This is a genomic window from Devosia faecipullorum, assembly GCF_015158295.1.
Lineage (GTDB): Bacteria > Pseudomonadota > Alphaproteobacteria > Rhizobiales > Devosiaceae > Devosia > Devosia faecipullorum.
The window spans coordinates 860488-877591 of sequence record NZ_JACDXV010000001.1 but is presented as its reverse complement, the minus strand read 5'-3'; the positions used below and the strand labels follow the sequence as shown (position 1 = coordinate 877591).

At 62.6% G+C, this 17104-nt stretch carries 17 protein-coding genes; 11 read left to right on the top strand and 6 right to left on the bottom strand.

Annotated features, from left to right (window positions below; genetic code table 11):
• The first annotated feature begins 1 nt into the window (after position 1).
• A complete protein-coding gene (gene glgX / locus H0482_RS04355; protein WP_193728772.1) occupies positions 2-2014 on the top strand; it encodes a glycogen debranching protein GlgX in 2013 nt (670 codons plus the stop codon).
• A 1-nt stretch (position 2015) separates the two neighbouring features.
• On the opposite strand, the gene H0482_RS04350 is transcribed toward glgX, so the two are convergent.
• The 5 genes from H0482_RS04350 to H0482_RS04330 form a co-directional block, all read right to left on the bottom strand.
• Positions 2016-2462: a GNAT family N-acetyltransferase gene (locus tag H0482_RS04350; protein WP_193728771.1), complete on the bottom strand. Its 447-nt coding sequence runs from the start codon at positions 2460-2462 to the stop codon at positions 2016-2018.
• A gap of 22 nt (positions 2463-2484) precedes the next feature.
• Positions 2485-2916, bottom strand: a complete 432-nt coding sequence (locus H0482_RS04345; RefSeq protein ID WP_193728770.1) for a DUF3995 domain-containing protein — start codon at positions 2914-2916, stop codon at positions 2485-2487.
• A gap of 112 nt (positions 2917-3028) precedes the next feature.
• A complete protein-coding gene (locus tag H0482_RS04340; RefSeq protein WP_193728769.1) occupies positions 3029-3616 on the bottom strand; it encodes a hypothetical protein in 588 nt (195 codons plus the stop codon).
• Between the two features lie 17 nt (positions 3617-3633).
• Entirely contained in the window at positions 3634-4023 is a 390-nt protein-coding gene (locus tag H0482_RS04335; RefSeq protein WP_193728768.1) for an MliC family protein, read from the bottom strand.
• Positions 4024-4146: 123 nt separating this feature from the next.
• The gene (locus H0482_RS04330; protein ID WP_193728767.1) at positions 4147-4557 is read right to left on the bottom strand and encodes a hypothetical protein; all 411 of its coding nucleotides are present in this window, start codon (positions 4555-4557) and stop codon (positions 4147-4149) included.
• A gap of 248 nt (positions 4558-4805) precedes the next feature.
• Between H0482_RS04330 and H0482_RS04325 the strand changes: the two genes are divergently transcribed.
• Positions 4806-5126, top strand: a complete 321-nt coding sequence (locus H0482_RS04325; RefSeq protein ID WP_193728766.1) for a hypothetical protein — start codon at positions 4806-4808, stop codon at positions 5124-5126.
• A 227-nt stretch (positions 5127-5353) separates the two neighbouring features.
• Positions 5354-5722 (top strand): hypothetical protein, encoded by a 369-nt coding sequence (locus H0482_RS04320; protein WP_193728765.1) that lies wholly within the window; start codon positions 5354-5356, stop codon positions 5720-5722.
• A 110-nt stretch (positions 5723-5832) separates the two neighbouring features.
• Here the strand turns inward: H0482_RS04320 and H0482_RS04315 are convergent, their stop codons facing one another.
• Positions 5833-6465: a helix-turn-helix domain-containing protein gene (locus tag H0482_RS04315; protein WP_193728764.1), complete on the bottom strand. Its 633-nt coding sequence runs from the start codon at positions 6463-6465 to the stop codon at positions 5833-5835.
• Positions 6466-6661: 196 nt separating this feature from the next.
• On the opposite strand from H0482_RS04315, the gene H0482_RS04310 reads away from it, so the two are divergent.
• The 8 genes from H0482_RS04310 (at position 6662) to H0482_RS04275 (ending at position 17019) form a co-directional block, all read left to right on the top strand.
• Positions 6662-7816, top strand: coding sequence for a hypothetical protein (locus H0482_RS04310; protein WP_193728763.1), 1155 nt, complete (start codon positions 6662-6664; stop codon positions 7814-7816).
• A gap of 282 nt (positions 7817-8098) precedes the next feature.
• Entirely contained in the window at positions 8099-8563 is a 465-nt protein-coding gene (locus H0482_RS04305) for an Lrp/AsnC family transcriptional regulator (protein ID WP_193728762.1), read from the top strand.
• 73 nt (positions 8564-8636) lie between these two features.
• Positions 8637-10808 carry an FdhF/YdeP family oxidoreductase gene (locus H0482_RS04300; protein WP_193728761.1) on the top strand — a complete coding sequence of 724 codons (2172 nt, stop codon included), beginning with the start codon at positions 8637-8639 and terminating at the stop codon, positions 10806-10808.
• A gap of 80 nt (positions 10809-10888) precedes the next feature.
• Entirely contained in the window at positions 10889-12469 is a 1581-nt protein-coding gene (locus H0482_RS04295; RefSeq protein WP_193728760.1) for a tetratricopeptide repeat-containing diguanylate cyclase, read from the top strand.
• A gap of 118 nt (positions 12470-12587) precedes the next feature.
• Entirely contained in the window at positions 12588-14243 is a 1656-nt protein-coding gene (gene ettA, locus H0482_RS04290; protein ID WP_193728759.1) for an energy-dependent translational throttle protein EttA, read from the top strand.
• A gap of 157 nt (positions 14244-14400) precedes the next feature.
• Positions 14401-15306 (top strand): sulfurtransferase, encoded by a 906-nt coding sequence (locus tag H0482_RS04285; RefSeq protein WP_193728758.1) that lies wholly within the window; start codon positions 14401-14403, stop codon positions 15304-15306.
• Positions 15307-15451: 145 nt separating this feature from the next.
• Positions 15452-16663, top strand: coding sequence for a YeeE/YedE family protein (locus H0482_RS04280; RefSeq protein ID WP_193728757.1), 1212 nt, complete (start codon positions 15452-15454; stop codon positions 16661-16663).
• Positions 16660-17019, top strand: coding sequence for a hypothetical protein (locus H0482_RS04275; RefSeq protein WP_193728756.1), 360 nt, complete (start codon positions 16660-16662; stop codon positions 17017-17019). The genes H0482_RS04280 and H0482_RS04275 overlap by 4 nt, the downstream gene beginning before the upstream one ends.
• The last annotated feature ends 85 nt before the right edge of the window (positions 17020-17104 follow it).

The window sequence follows — 17104 nt, the reverse complement described above, 5'->3', positions numbered from 1 at the left end:
GATGAAACCGGAACTGGTGCCCAATGCCGGGCGCATTGAGCATCTGGGCGCCACCATCACCGAAGGCGGCGTCAATTTTGCCGTCTATTCGGAAAGCGCCACCCATATCTGGGTGTGCCTGTTCGATGAGGCGGATCAGGAAATCGAGCGGTTCGAACTGGACGTCCACGCGGAGAATATCCGCGCCGGGCTGATCGCCAATGTCGGGCCGGGCGCGCGCTACGGTCTGCGGGCCGATGGCCCCTACGATCCGGATCAGGGGTTGTTCTTCGATCCCAACAAGCTTCTGGTCGATCCCTATGCGCGCTATCTCGACCGGGTATTCGTGCGCTCGCCACGGCTGCGGCTGGCGCGGGAGGACGCGGTTGACACCGCGCCGCTGGTGCCCAAGGCCATCGTGCGGGGCGAAGCCGAGGACAAGGCCAAGCAGCGCAAGAAGAAGGTGCCCAACCTTTTCTACGAACTCAATGTCCGCGGCTTCACCATGCGCCATCCCAGCGTGCAGGGGCCGCTGCGCGGCACCGTGGCGGGGCTGACCACGAGGCGCGTGATCGACCATTTCAAATATCTCGGCGTCGATACCGTGCAATTGATGCCGATCGCGGCCTGGATCGACGAGGGGCATTTGCCGGCACTCGGGCTCACCAATGCCTGGGGCTATAATCCGGTTGCCTATTTCGCCGTCGATCCCCGCCTCGTGCCGCGCGGGCCGCAGGAATTGCGGGTGATGACCGACGCCTATCGCAAGGCCGGCATCTCAGTCATCCTCGACGTGGTCTATAACCATACCGGGGAAGGCGACCAGCAGGGGCCAATCCTCTCCATGATGGGGCTCGATCCGCAGACCTATTATCGCTGGGTCGAGGTGGATGGAAAAAAGCACCTGGTCAACGATACCGGCACCGGCAATACGCTGCGTTGCGACCATCCCGCCGTGCAGCGGCTGGTGATCGAAAGCCTGCGTTATTATGTGGAGGAGCTTGGGGTCGCCGGTTTCCGCTTCGATCTGGCGACGGTGCTGGGGCGCGAGCCGGGTTTTAACCCCGAAGCCGAAATGCTGCGCAAGATCAAGCAAGACCCGGTGCTCAGCCAGGTTATCCTTGTGGCCGAGCCCTGGGATCCGGGACCGGGCGGGTATGCGCTGGGCCAGTTTGGCCAGGAATTTCAGGAACACAACGACACCTATCGCGACCAGATCCGCGCGTTCTGGCGGGGCGAGCCAGCCAAGATCGGCGCGCTGGCAGGAAAGGTTTCGGGCTCGGCGGAATTGTTCGACGTGGCGGGAAGGAAGCCGCATCACGGCGTCAATATGCTGGCCGTCCATGACGGTTTCACGCTGCGCGATCTGGTCAGCTATCACGACAAACACAACGAGGCGAACGGCGAGAACAACCAGGACGGGCACAATAATAACCAGTCGTGGAATTGCGGGGTCGAAGGGGAGACCGACGACGAGAGCATCAATGCGGCGCGCAAGCGCGACGTGCGGGCCATGCTGGCGACGCTGTTCCTGTCGCGCGGCGTGCCGCTGATCCAGCAGGGCGACGAGATGTATCGAAGCCAGCAGGGCAATAACAATGCCTATGCGCAGGACAACGAGATCACCTGGCTGGATTGGGAAAATGCCGATGGGACGCTGGTGGATTTCGTCGCGGCGACCCACGCCTTCCGCAAGGCGCATCCGGCGGTCCACCACGATCACTGGCTGACGGGGCAGGAGCGCCATGGGCTGCGCGATGCTATCTGGCTGCACCCGGATGGGCGCGAGATGAATGACGGCGACTGGAACGAGTCCGGGGCCTCGGTGCTGGGCATGCATCTGCGGCACAAGGACGACGAGGTTCTGGTGTGGTTCAACCGGCGGATAGAGCCAGTGGTGGCGCGCCTGCCCGAAGGGGAATGGGACGTGGGGCTTCAATCTGACGATACGGCCCCGGTGGCGTTCTCCGAGGGCACCGCAATCCTGCCGCCGCGTTCGGTCGTGGCGCTGATCCGCCCCGGCGCGCCAGCCTGATCTACTGGTCTATCTCGACCATGACATGGCGGGCATAGAAGAGGCGGGCGGCGTAATTGTCGGCTTCCACCTTGAGGTCGACATGGTCGAGGCCGCGGGTGCGGAAGGCATTGAAGGTGGTTTCGAGCAGGAAGGCGCCGACCCCCTGCCGCCGCGCTCCGGGCGCCACCACGAGATCCTTGAGAAAGCCGCTGGTCCAGGATTGGGCCAGCCCGAGCGGGCGATCCTCACCATCGGCGGCGATCAGCATGAGGCCGGGGTCGAATTCGCTGTCTTCCACCAGCGGCCAGAACCAGGTGTCAAAATCCCCAACGCTGCCGCCACCCCCAGCATAGCTCTCGCGCAGCAGGGCATGAAGTTCGATGGGTCTTGCCCGCCAGAGCGGCAATAGGGCGATGCCGGCAGGCGCGGCCGGGGGCGTGAGCGTTGCGTCCAGATACCGGCGCATGCGCACATATTGGGCCATGGCGTCAGGCGAGACGCAGATAGAGCAGGACGAGGAAACCCAGGCCCAGGAACAGGCAGAGCGGGGAATAGACCCGGCGGTCGTTGAGGCGGAAATTGGGCTCGGGCGTGAGGCCGGCCCACCAGGGCGTGTAGCCGACAATGCCGCGCGCTAAAAATATTGCCGCCAGCGCCAGTCCCGCCAGATTGAGCCAGAGCCCGCCGCTGTCGTGGTCGGCCAAAGCCAGGGCAAATATGCCGGCGGTGAAGGTGGCGATGCCGACGCCGAAGCTGGCCAGTTTCGGCGGCATGGACTGGATGTCCTTGAAGCCCACCACGGTCTGGGCCAGCAGTTTCTCGTCGCGGATCGGCCATGTCCGGCCAAAGGCCCAGAGGAAATGGGCGATGGCAATTGCGAACAGCGCAATGAACATGAAGGACGAGATGAGCATGTTCATGAGCGGCAAATCCTCGTCCGTCGCGTTTCGTGCTTCATTTACGCGCTATCGGCGCCATATGCCAGCGCCCAGATAGCGTCCAGTGTAACATGCGGGCACCGATCGTCCCGCTTCAGGGGACCGGGGTGAAAAAGTTCAGCACGAGAGCGAGCTGGTGCAGCAGGTGCAGCCCGACGATGATGAGATGCACCCTGCGGTCGCGACTCTTCCAGGCAATGATGCAAAGCAGCAGGCCGATGGGCACCTGTGCAAAATAGGTCCAGTCGAAACGGGTCCAATGGGCTTCGCCCTTGATCATGGTGTCGACCAGATCGAGCAGGAAAGTGGTGGCGAGCAGGCCGAAGAACCAGTTCCGGCGCTTGAGGAAAAAGTCCTCGTAGCCCTTATATTCCGAGATGTTGTCGGGAGAGAGCAGCGCCGCCATGAGAAACAGCGTTATCGCATAGATCATCAGGAACAGGACGACGCCGAAGCTCCAGAACTGGAAGCTGCGCAGGGCGAATTCCCACCACCAGAACAAGATCAGTTCCAGCAGCATCGAGCCGACCCAGAACATGTGCAGGGCCGAAACCTTGCCCCGCATCGGATGCTGGATGATGCCGGCGACGGTCATCAGCAGGCGCGTGATCCCGAGCCCGATGACCGTGCCCATGACGACGCGCACGTGGGGGAACAATTCCTGGCTAAGCGCGAGATCCATTTAGAGCCTTTCCGGCCTCAGGGTGTGTTGCTGATTTCGTTGCAGACCGCCAGCGGCTCGGCGTCCTCGTCCTGCATCAGATCGCGCAAAGTTCCTTCGCCCTGATGGCTCCACCATTCATAAGGGCCGGACACATAGCGCGCACCGGAGCCTGAAAGGGTGGTGGCGAAAACGTGGTTCACCCCATCCACCGGCAGGATGGCGAGGAAATTGGGCGCGGCATTGACATATTGGACCACCAGCGCCGCTTCGTCGGCGCATTGATAGGTGACGATATTGCGCTCGATATTGCCCGCGCTCTCAAGGGTCAGCGTCAGGCTGGCGCCGGTCGTCGTCTGGCCGAAGGCCAGCGGGGCAGAAACCGCCAGGAGGAGTGTGGCGAGCGGCAGAACGGAAAAGCGATTCATGAAGCGACTCCTTTTGCGGTCGGAGCCAGTATTGCACAAGCCGGTGGCGGCGGAAGTGAGACGGCGCATTATTGTTGCTTGGTGCCAGGGACGCCCAATCGGCGGCATCGGAAAGGGAATTGGCTAGTTGAGGCTGGCTAGGTGGCGACGATAAAGCACGACAGCGCGGTCGATCAGGGCGTCGAGCAGGCCCTCGCCCTCCGCGATCACGCGGTCGCCGCGCATGGTGGCCGCGACCAGCGAAGTCGCCAGAGCCTGGACCGCATAGGCCTGCCTCGTCTGGCCCGCCTGATGCAGGGCATTGCCCTTCTTTTCGAAGGATTGCAGCAATTCGTCGTAATTGGCAGCGGACATGGCATCCTTGGCCGCGCCCCAGCTGACCGCGCCAAGCGTGCTGGACAGCTCGGTCGCCAGACTGCCGATCATCGCCACCGCCTCGCCGTCATCGGCCACAACCTGTTGCAGGTCCGCAAGCACTTCAGCGAGGTGGCGCCGGAACAGGTCTTGTGGATCGGGGGCGTGATCGTGTGCCATTGTTTTTCGCTATCTCAAAATACTCGCGCCCTTAAAGCAGGTTTCGTTCCGGCGCGCCATGGCAGCGGCCTTTTTTCGGCGGCGATGATCTGGCGGGTTGAGGATGGGCCAAGGCGGCCGGCGCGGAGCGGGCCAGCGCCAATCACTTTTCCGAATGGCGCGGCTTTCCTTGCAACGATCTGCGGGATCATCCGTTCATTTGGGGAGCAAAAAGCTCTTTCAATTAGCAATTTCAAGAGATTAGTGAAATGAACATCAAATCCGCACTGAGTGTTGTCGCGCTGCTGAGTGGCGTGGCCTTCGCTGGTTCCGCCTATGCGCAGACCATGGTTGGCAATAATGACGTTTCCGACGCCGACCTGCCTTACGTTCAGGCTCAATGTGACGCCCTGCTGCTCAATGAGCAGAATGAGTTCGCCGCCGAAATGACGACGGGCGACGAAGCCAAAGCGGCTGACAGCGAGCCGACCGGTCTCGAGGCCGACACGGCGGCCCGCAATTCCTCGACCAAGGTGGATCTCGACACGATCACCCTCGAAGATTGCCGCACGGCTGGCCTGGTCGACTGATCGACCCTTTCAGCTCTGTTCCAAGGCGCCCGGCTCTTGCCGGGTGCTTTCGTTTGTGCTGCCCGTTTTCTGTGGCGAACACTGGACGATTGCTCCGCACTTTCCCTTATTTTCGCGCATCTTGCGCATGCAACGCATTAAATCGGGGTCGGAAATTGCTTCGGCGCCACGGCTGATGCTCCCTCATCCATGTCCTTCAGGGATCAGTGAAAAAGGGAGTACCTGAGATGAAAGCGATTATTGCTCTTTCCGTCGTCGCGGCTCTGGCCATGACCCCTGCCGCCCAGGCCGGAGGCTTCTTCAGCAAGGGCAGCGGCGGGCTGCTCGGCAATGTCACCGCCGCCATCGGGCTGGAAAAGATCAATGTGCTCAACGGCACCACCGTCGCCGTCGGCAATAACAGCTCGATCCTGAACAATATCGGCAGCGGCAACGGCATTCTGGGTATTGGCGGGCAGAACACCAGCTACGTCGATTCCGGCAACAGCACGAACATCAATTCGGGCAATACGAAAAATACCAACGTCAATTCCGGCAACAGCCAGTCCACCAACTGGAACAGCTTCAACAAGAGCGCGCCCGGCATGCGCTGGTAAAGCCTTCCTACCCCGTGAGGGAACCTGCCTCCTTTCCCTCACTGACCCGCGCCGCAGCCCTCGGCGCGGGTCGCCATTTTTGGCGGGGCAATGGCGGAACAGGGAAAACGTCAATGGCGGGGGGATTGCGGCCACAGGGTCAGCGCATGGCGCCGGCCATTATCGGCGGCGATATGGACTTCCTCGAAGCGGATATCGCCGGGAGCATCGCAAGGGGTGAAGCTCGGTTCGGCCAGACAAACTCGAATGCCGCCTAGCGAATAGACGATCATGCCCAAAGTCAGGCACCATTGTTCGCCCTCCTGGGTGAAGGGCAGGGTGACGGTCAGCCCTACTGCGCCGGAAGGCTGTTCGAGAATGGCGACGAAACGCCGCCAGGCCGGAGCGAAACCGGCATTGCGCGCCGGATCCAAAACCCAGCCGAAGCGGTCGAGCAGGTTGGTCTGGGTGCGCAAGGGCAAGCTGCGGGCAATGATGGTGTGGTGCATGTCGATCAGCAGCAAGTGCTGGCCGGACTGCTCCACGAAATGCCTGAGCGCCAGGAGCGGATCGGCTTCAGGCCCCCAGATCAGGCGGCGAATGGCTTCCACATTATGCGGGCGCGGCAGGTCGCGGCCACTTTCCCAGCGGCTGACCTGGCTCTGGGTTACCCCCAGACATTGCGCAATCGCCGCCTGACCCAGCCGGGAGCGGATGCGCCAATGGCGCAGGGCCTGACAGACATCGCTTGCTTGCTGGTGCATCGCAAATCCTTCCGAATGCGGACGAGGATTTGCGCGCTGGGAAATTTAATATAGTTAATCAAATACTTACGTAGGCTATTGGTGGTGTTCACCATTAATCTGAACCAAGAATATCCTAGGGAAAGTCCGTAGTTTCTACGCATAATATTGGTTACCGGCGCGTTTCATATTGCTCCGCATGGAGATGGAGAAGGTGATGCGTGTCCTGATCGTGCTGGTTGTCAATGCGCTGGGCCTGGTCGCGGCCATGGGGCAGGCGCCTGTCGAGTTGGTCAGCAGCGTCGAGACTGGCTGGACGTCGAATGCGACGGAAAGCGCGGGCGGCGCGGCCGATTTTTACCTTCGCCACAATCACGATCTGTCCGCCCGAGGCGTGATGGGGCCGCTGTCGCTGCGCGCCGGATTGCTGCTGGAGCAGCAGGTCTTTCGCCAGCATCATGGCGAGAACGATCTTTCGATCACCGGCGGCGTCGAGGCCGGCCTCGACCTGTTCGAGGGCATGCGCCTGCGCACCGGCTACGCGCTGACGGGGGAATGGACCGGAAAAATGCTCGATCTGGGTCCGCTCATGCTGGTGATAAACAGCCCGGCGCTCGAACATGAAATATTGGGCGAACTGATCGTCGGGGATGCGGGGCGGGCGGTCACGATGGGAATGGACCTGCGCCACCGGCAACCGGGCCTGTCCGATTTCGTCGGTCTGCCGATCCCGCCGACCGTCATCGACCCCGAAGTGCGTGAGGTGACGGCCCGTGTCGATGGCGAATGGGCAATCGGCCAGGATGTCATTGGTCTGGCGCGTCTGCATTGGATAATTGCCAGCGTCCCCGAAGCGGACCGGTTCGATTTCGGCCGTCAACCGGCCAGTGTCGCGCGGCTCGCGGGCGGATTTCGCCTGCGGCAAGGCCTGTTGAGCGTCGAGGCGCGGGCCGGCGGCGATCTGGTCTGGCCGGAGGCCGCGCCGCATTTGACGCAGTTCTGGCCCTATCTCGACGCGAAGGCCGAAATGGTGGTCTCCGAGCAATTGACAATCAGCGCGCGCGCTCTTGCCGGCGTCGAACTGTTCAATCCGCTGGACGGGGTGGCGAGCCGGCGGCTGGAGGCGGATCTGGACGCACGGTTCGCACTTACGGACAGCATCGCCGTGTCGGCGGGGCTGGGCCTCAGCCACGAGCGGGGGCTTTACGACGACAGCGCGACAAAAACCAATCGGACGGTGCGGGGCGCGGTGTCCCATAGCTTTGCCTCCGGCTTGGAAGCAGGAATCAAGGCCAGCCATGCGCAGGTGGAGGAGACGGGCGCCGCCTATGAGGTCAGCACTATCGGGCTGATGCTGGCCGGCAAGGTCTGACCGGCGATCACGAATGGCGCCCCGCCCAATTTTATGGGAACCGAGCCTACCCTCCATCGTTTTGAAAGCGAACCGGGATTTGACCCGGGCCGCAACCGGTGGAGCGCCAACAGAGCCTTCACCTTTGAACGGTGGACGCGGGTGAAGGCTGACGCTCCTTTGTCCGATGTCCCCGATGGGGTGCGAAGCTTCGGTTTCGCACCCTTTACCTATGGCACTTGCATTGTTGCGCCTGATCCTTCTCAATTCGGATTGAGTTCGAATTTTTCATGATCGTGCGCAATGGCTTTGCTGATCGACAATACGGACCGCAAATTGCTGCGGGAATTGCAGGCGGATTCACGGCGCAGCGTTCAGGTTCTGGGCGAAGCGGTGGGGCTTTCGGCTTCCGCCTGCCATCGCCGCATCAAGGCGCTGGAAGATGCGGGGCTGGTTTCCGGCTATTGCGCACGGCTCGATGCGGGACGGCTGGGCTATACGATGCAATTTTTCATCGAAGTGGGCCTGACCAGCCAGAGCGAAGCGGCGCTGGAAGCGTTCGAGGCCGCGGTGGGTGACATTCCCGAAGTGCTGGAATGTCATCTGATGGCGGGGCAGTCCGACTACATCCTGCGCGTGGTCTGCCGTGACCACGAAGATTTCGAGCGGCTGCACCGGCGTCTCAGCGCCCGCCTGCCAGGTGTCGCGCGTATCCATTCCAATCTCAGCATCCGCACCGTCAAGGCGCGAACCGGGCTTCCCGTGTAAGAAGACGGATTCCGCTCCTGGGGCGCTTGTGCCCCGCCGCCTTGCATCCCACAATGCGGGCAAGGAGAATTGCATGCCCAATACCAGTCAAATTGTCGGGGGTGGCCCCAAAAAGGTGCTCTATACGCTGGCGACAATCGGCAAGATGGGCGTGGGCAAGGCCGCCAAAGCGCTGACCGCCAAGAATACCTGCAAAGCCTGCGCCTATGGCATGGGCGGGCAGCGCGGCGGCATGACCAATGAACTCGACGAGTTTCCATCGGTCTGCAACAAGAGCGTGCAGGCGCAATCGACCGATATCCAGCCGCCCATTCCGCACCCGATCTTCGAGCATTCCATCGACGACCTGGCCGAATTGACCGGCAGGGAGATGGAGCATCTCGGACGGCTGGGCACGCCGCTGTTCCGGCGTGCCGGGGCCTCGCACTTCACGCCCATCGATTGGGAGAGTGCGCTTGAACATGCGGCGCACCGGCTGGCGGAAACCGATCCGAGACGGAGCTTTTTCTATTCCTCGGGCCGTTCCTCCAACGAGGCGGGCTTTCTCTTTCAATTGTTGGCGCGGGCCTATGGCACCAACAATGTCAACAATTGCTCCTATTATTGCCATCAGGCGACCAGCGAAGGGCTGGCCACGACGATCGGCAAGGGCACGGCGACGGTCGAGCTGGAAGACCTGACCGGCACGGACCTGATTTTCGTCATCGGTGCCAATCCGTCCTCCAATCATCCCCGCTTCATCCACATGCTGAAAAAATGCCGCGAGCGGGGCGGGCAGGTCATCGTCATCAATCCGGCCAAGGAGCCGGGACTGGTGAAATTCGCGGTGCCCAAATCGGCATCATCCATGCTCAAGGGCGGCAGCGAAATTGCCTCGGACTATCTGCAACCGCGCATCGGCTCGGACATCGCGCTGTTCAAGGGGCTAGCTAAGGCGGTGGTGGAGCAGGGCAGGGAGGATCGCGCCTTCATCGCCGCCCATGGCGCCGATTACGAGGCCTTTCGGGCCGATCTGGATGCGCTGGACTGGGATGAGATCACACGGGCCTGCGGTCTTTCCCGCGATGAGATCGCCCGTGTCGCCGCCGCCTATGGCCGGGCCGAAAATGCGGTTTTCGCCTGGGGCATGGGGATGACGCACCATATCCACGGCACCGCCAATGTCGAAGCCATCGCCAATCTGGCGCTGCTGCGCGGCATGATCGGCAAGCCTTTTGCCGGGCTGTTGCCGCTGCGCGGCCATTCCAATGTGCAGGGCATCGGCACGATCGGGGTGAAGCCGGTTCTGGCGCGCGACGTGCTGACGAGAATGGAAGAGACGTTCGGAGTGCGTTTTCCCGAGGAGCAGGGGCTCGATACCATGGCCTGCCTCAAGCGGGCGGAGGCCGGAGCAATCGACGCCGCTGTGATCATGGGCGGCAATCTCTGGGCGGCGACGCCCGACACGGCTTTTTCCACCCGCGCCATGGAAGCCATCGGGTTCAAACTGTTCCTGACCACCACGCTCAATCAGGGGCATGTCCATGGGCTGGGCGATGGCGAGGTGATGATCCTGCCGGTCACCGCCCGCGACGAGGAATGGGAGCCGACGACGCAGGAATCCATGTTCAATTTTGTGCGCCTCTCCGATGGCGGCATCGAGCGCATCGGCAGTGTGCGCCCCGAAAGCTGGATCCTGGGGCAATTGGGCAAGCGTATCCTGCCGCATTCGCCCATCGATTTTACCGCCTTTTCCGGCCATGCGCGCATTCGCGACGCCATCGCCGCCATCGTGCCGGGCATGGAGGAACTGGCCGATATCGACGTCGCCAAGCGCGAATTCCACATTCGCAACCGGGTTCTGCATGTGCCCGAATTCGGCACGATGGACGGCAAGGGGCATTTTGTGGTGACGCCCATCCCCGAGAGACACGAAGACCGGCTGATGCTGGCCTCGGTGCGCAGCGAAGGGCAGTTCAATTCCATCATCTATGAGGAAACCGATTCCTATCGCGGCAAGGCGGGGCGTCAGGCCTTTTTCCTCGGTGCGGCAGACATGGCGGCGCACGGCCTGGTGGAAGGGCAGCGGGTTGTCGTCAGCTCCGATGCGGGGCGGATGGAAGGGGTGGCGACACTGTTCGACCTGCCTGCGGGCTCGGTGCTCGCCTATTATCCAGAGGCCAATGTTCTGGTGGGCACAGAGGTGGATGCACGCAGCAAGACGCCGGCCTTCAAATCGGTGCCGGTGACCATAAGCCCTGCTTGATCGAGAATTTTCGGTTTTCATTTCGGCTTTGTTTACGTGAAGGCGTCACGCTTGCCGGTTGATACCTTTTGGCGAGTGCCATGAGCAATGAACTGAAGTCACGTCTAGATTTGTGCTGGGAGATGGGCCGGACCGGCCGTTCGCCCGAGGCGCTGGTCGAGGCGCAGATTTTGCTGATCGAGGCGCGGCGCGTTGGCGACCAGAAGGCCATCGCCTTTGCCTTGACCTGCAATGCCTGGTTCTGCCTGCAATTGGGCTATGCCGAGGAAGGCATCGACTGCGTCGTCGAGGCGCGCAGCATCTACGAACAGCTCGAGGTCGATTGGGGACTGGCGCTGTCCAGTGCCGTCCATTCCTGGATCATGCTGGAACTGGGGCTCAGCGACCTGGCCTTCGAGGAAGCCAAGCTGGCGCTGGATGCTGCCGAGCGCACCGATGACCTGTCCCTGCGCTCCTTTGTCATGAGTTGCAAGGGCATGACCTTGCTCGTCTGCCGGCAGGACGAACTGGCGACGCCCATTTTGGAAGAAGCGCTGGAACTGGCGGACAGGGCCGGCGATGCGTGCACCATTGCCCTCAACCTCATCAATATCGGCTATTCCCTGGCCAGCCAGGCCGAGGCGGCCGAGAATGAGGGCGACGTCGAATTGGGCCGGAGGCTGTGGGAGCGCAGCGCCATGGCGAATGACCGGGCCATTGAAGTGGCGCGCGGCTATGGCGATTTGTGGAATTTGCGCATTGCCCTGTGCAATGGCGCGGAAACCTATACCGTCATGGGCGAGTTGGGCCTCGCGGAAGCCTATCTGGACGAATGCGCCGATCTGGATGGCCGGACCGGCCCGCGCGAAGAGGTCCATTATCTCTATACGCGCGGCGAATTTCTCCTGCGCAATGGTCAGCCCGAAGAGGCTTTGCAGGTATGCCATCAAGCGGCGCGGCTGGCCGCCAACAGCTCCCAGCTCGACAACAAGGCCAATACGCTGCGCCGCCTGTCGGAGGTCGAGGCAAGGCTGGGCGACTTCCAGTCGGCGCTCGAGCATTATCGCGCCTATCATGAGATTTTCGTCCGGCAGATGGGCGATCTGACCCGCCGCCGGGCCCAGATCGCCGAAATGCAATTGCAGAACCGGCAATGGCGCGCCCAGGTCTCGCGGCTCGAAACCGAAGCTCATGAAGATGCCCTGACCGGCCTGCCCAATCGAAGGGCATTCGATGCAAGGTTCAATGCTTTGCAGGGGCAGGTGTTCTCGCTCGCCATTCTCGATCTGGACCATTTCAAACTGGTCAATGACCGCTATTCCCACATGGTGGGCGATGCCGTGCTGACGCGCACCGGGCATTTGCTGCTTGGCTGGAGCGAGGAGATGCAGGCCTTCCGGCTCGGCGGCGAGGAATTCGCGCTGCTGCTGCCCGATTTCACTGCGGCGGCGGCATGGCCGGTTTTCGACGCCTTGCGCGCAGCGATCGGCACGACATTCTGGGGCGATCTGGGGCAGGGCCTCATGGTCACTGCCAGTATCGGCATGGTGGATTCGGTGGAAACGGGCGGCCGCGCCATGATGGAGGAGGCCGATCGTCGCCTCTATGCCGCCAAGAACGGCGGGCGCAATCGTGTCGTGGGTTCCGGTGACTTTACCATGCCGCGCTTCGCCAGGCGCTGAGCGCGCGGCCATCAGGTTGGAGACCGGATCGGCGAAACGCCGCGCCCCGTTGCCCCTTCCTGCCGGTTAGCCTACATAAGCGCCAAATCACGCCCAATTTTCAAAAGGTTTCGACGCCATGGCGCGCCAGTTCATCTATCACATGCACGGAATGTCCAAGGCCTATGCCGGCGGCAAGAAGGTGCTGGATAACATCAACCTCTCCTTCTATCCCGACGCCAAGATCGGCGTGCTCGGCCCCAATGGCTCGGGTAAATCGACGCTGCTCAAGATCATGGCCGGCATCGACACCGAATTCACCGGCGAAGCCTGGGTCGCCGATGGCGCCCGCGTCGGTTATCTCGCCCAGGAGCCCCAGCTCGACCCGGCGCTCAACGTGCTCGGCAACGTCATGATGGGCGTCAAGGAAAAGAAGGACGTCGTCGATCGCTACAACGAATTGATGATGAATTATTCCGACGAGACCGCCGACGAGGCGACCAAGCTCCAGGACATCATCGATGCGCAGAATCTGTGGGATCTCGAATCCCAGGTGGAAGTGGCCATGGAGGCTCTGGGCTGCCCGCCGGGCGATGCCGATGTCACCAATCTTTCGGGCGGCGAGAAGCGCCGTGTGGCGCTGTGTGCGCTGCTGCTGTCCAAGCCCGACCTGCTGCTGCTGGACGAACCGACCAACCATCTCGACGCCGAAACCACGGCATGGCTCGAACGGCACCTGCGCGAATTCGAGGGCGCAGTGCTGATCATCACCCACGACCGCTATTTCCTCGACAATGTCACCGGCTGGATTCTCGAACTCGACCGTGGCCGCGGCGTGCCCTATGAGGGCAATTACTCGGCCTATCTCGATGCCAAGGCCAAGCGTTTCGCCCAGGAAAAGAGCGAGGACGCGGCCCGCGCCAAGGTGCTGGAGCGCGAAAAGGAATGGATGGGCCAGTCGCCGCAGGCGCGGCAGGCCAAGTCGAAGGCGCGTATCAAGGCCTATGACGAACTGGTCAAGCTCAACGAGGCCCGCACCCAGTCGCACACCGCCCAGATCATCATTCCGCCCGGCGAACGCCTCGGCCACAATGTCATCGACGTCGAAGGGCTTTCCAAGTCGTTTGGCGATCGCCTGCTGATCGACAATCTCAGCTTCAAGCTGCCCCCGGGCGGCATTGTCGGCATTATCGGGCCGAACGGGGCGGGCAAGACCACCCTGTTCAAGATGCTGACCGGTCAGGAACAGCCCGATAGCGGCAGTGTCACCGTCGCCGAGAACGTGCATCTGGGCTATGTGGACCAGAGCCGCGACGCGCTCGACCCCAACAAGACCGTCTGGGAGGAAATCTCGGAGGGTGACGAAGTGCTGATGCTGGGCAAGCGTGAAATGAATTCGCGCGCCTATACCTCGGCCTTCAACTTCAAGGGCGGCGATCAGCAGCAGAAGGTGGGCAATCTCTCGGGCGGACAGCGCAATCGCGTGCACCTGGCCAAGATGCTCAAGAGCGGCGCCAATGTGCTGCTGCTCGACGAACCGACCAACGACCTCGACACCGAAACCCTCGCCGCGCTTGAAGAGGCGCTGGAGGAATTCGCCGGTTGCGCTGTGATCATCAGCCACGACCGCATGTTCCTCGACCGTCTGGCCACCCATATGCTGGCCTTTGAAGGCGACAGCCATGTCGAATGGTTCGAAGGTAATTTCCAGGACTATGAGGCCGACAAGGTGCGGCGCCTGGGGGCCGATGCGGTCAATCCCAGGCGGGCGACCTACAAGCCGCTGACACGGTAGCCATGAGGAGAGCGGGCCATGGGTCCGCTCTTTCTTTTTGGGTCGCAGAATGAGCCTATTTTGCTCCGACCCCTGCGCATTTTGGAGCAAGCATCCACGAAAACCCGATCAATCCAGTGTAGAAAAAGCATGAATTTCTAATTCTGGAGTGTTCGCCATGCGTATCGCATCGTTCGTCGCCGCCGCCGCTTTCGTCGTTGCGGCCCCCGTATTCGTTCAGGCGCAGGATGTGACGCCGCTGGTGACGGCCGAATGGGTCAAGACCCATGCCGGCGACGATAATGTCGTCTTGCTCGATATTCGCGACAATGTTGCCGACACCGATCTGGGCGAGCTGCCCTATGTCGCCGGTGCGCCCGTCGCGCCTTATGGCTCCTATGGCTGGCGCACGGAAGTGCAGGGCGTTCCGGCGCAGATTCCGGGCGATGCCGAAATCGCCAAGCTGATCGGCGACCTCGGCATCGATGGCGACGATCATGTGGTGATCATTCCCTGGGGCACCGATTCCTCGGAATTCGGCGGCGCGACCCGCGTCTACTGGACGTTCAAATATCTTGGCCATGACGCGGTCTCGATCCTGGACGGCGGCTGGCGCCAATATGACGCGGCCGGCGGCGAGCGCGTCGCCGAAGCCTTCGTGCCGGTGGCCACCACGTTCCCGATCAATGTGCGTCCCGAATTGCGCGCCACCACCCCGGATGTCGAGGCCGCACTGGCCGACGGCACGGCGCTGATCGACGGCCGGCCGGAAGCGCAATTCCTTGGCCAGGGCAAGAGCCCAGTCGTGCGCATTGAAGGCACCATTCCGGGTGCGCGCAATATTCCGCATTCGAGCTTCTACAGCGCCGATTATGCCAGCTTCGCGCTGCCCGAAACCGTCGCTGCTCTGGCAGCGGGCGCCGGGCTGGCTGCCGATGAGAAGAATATCGTCTTCTGCAATACCGGCCATTGGGCGTCCATTGCCTGGTTCGGGCTGAGCGAAGTGGGCGGCAACAAGAACACCGCCATGTATGACGGCTCGATGGCCGAATGGGCTGCCGATCCGGCTCGCCCGATCCAGTAAGACGCGATGACGCGCTTCGGCGTCACTCAGGATGGACCACCCGGATAGGCCGGGTGGTGACGAAAATACAGCGGACATATCCTGGATGTTGCGTCCGCAGGTCGCAGCATCCAGACTCTTTTTGAACACTTCACTTTCGAGAAACATGAGCGATATTTCAGCGTCAGCGCCCAAATTCCTGCTCCCGGTGGCAGTGGACCGCGCGCCTCTCCTCGTTGCCGCCGCTTTCCTTGTGGCGGGCTTTCTTTTCATCACCTGGCAGGTCGATCTGCGGCAGGGCACGCTGTTTCTGATCGGCGGCGGGTTGGGCGTGGCGCTCTATCACGGCTCGTTCGGATTTACCGGCGGCTGGAAGCGCATGGTGGTGGAAAAGCGCGGTCGCGGCATGCGGGCGCAGATGCTGACCATCGGCGTTGCCGCGCTGGCCATGCTGCCACTTGTGGTGGCGGGCAATATCGGTGGCCAGCCCATGGTCGGGGCCATGGCTCCGGTCGGGGTCTCGGTGCTGCTCGGCGCAGCCATTTTCGGGCTGGGCATGCAATTGGGCGGCGGCTGCGGCTCGGGCACGCTGTTCACCGTCGGCGGTGGCTCGGCGCGCATGCTGGTAACGCTGGCTTTCTTCATCATCGGGGCCGTTATCGGCACGGCGCATCTGCCGTTCTGGCTGGAACAGCCGGCGCTGCCGGCGATCAGCCTCGGCGCGGAACTGGGCGTCGGCTTAGCCCTGGCCGCCACCATTGCCGGGCTTGCCATCGTCGCCCTGATCACCGCGCTGATCGAAAAGCGCGTGCATGGCAATATCGAGCCCGAACCCGCCCCGGCGCGGCAGGGCTGGAGCTGGGTGCTCTATGGTCCCTGGCCGCTGATCGGCGCCGGATTGGTTTTGGCGCTGCTCAATATCGCCACGCTGCTGCTGGCCGGCCATCCCTGGTCGATCACCTATGGATTTGGCCTCTGGGGCGCGAAAATCGCCCAGGCCGTCGGCGTGGATGTGGCGAGTTGGGAATTCTGGACCTGGCCGGCACAGGCGCAGGCGCTCAATTCCAGCGTGCTGGCGGACAGCGTTTCGGTGATGGATTTCGGCCTCGTGCTCGGCGCTGCCGCCGCTGCCGCCATTGCCGGGAAGTTCGCGCCCAAGGCCAAGCTGCCGCTCGGCTCGCTGCTCGCCGCCATCATCGGTGGCCTGTTGATGGGCTATGGCGCGCGTCTCTCCTTTGGCTGCAATATCGGGGCACTGTTCTCCGGCATCGCCACCGGCAGCGTGCATGGCTGGCTGTGGTTCGCCGCCGCCTTTGTCGGTTCCATCGGTGGCGTCTGGCTGCGCCCCGTTTTCGGTCTGGATGGGTTCAAGAAATGAGTGGCCGCAATACTCTGCTTTTCGGTGCGGCGCTGGCCGTCACCACTGCCGCCATTGCCGCGGATCATCTGAGCAAGCCGGTGCCACCGCGCCCCGTCTATGGGCAGACGACGAGCGCCGCTGCAGGCGCCCCCTGCGCGGCGGGCGCGCCCTGCGCCGCCGGTGCGCCTGTCGCTCCGGTCAAGGCGGCTCCGCCGCCGCCGCCCGCGCAACGTCCCGGCGAGGCGTCGAAACTGGCGCCACCCCCGCCGCCGGCCCAGCCGCCGGTGACCGCGCCAGCCTTGCGCCCAGCACCAGCCGCGCCTTTGGCAAAGGCGGAGGGCGAAGAAGCGCCCGATCTGGTGGTTCGGAACTGATGGGAAAGGGGCGCAACGGAGAGTTGCGCCCGTTTTACCAAACGGCCAAGCCCTTGCGAAAAGCCATTGGGTCCGCTGGACTTTC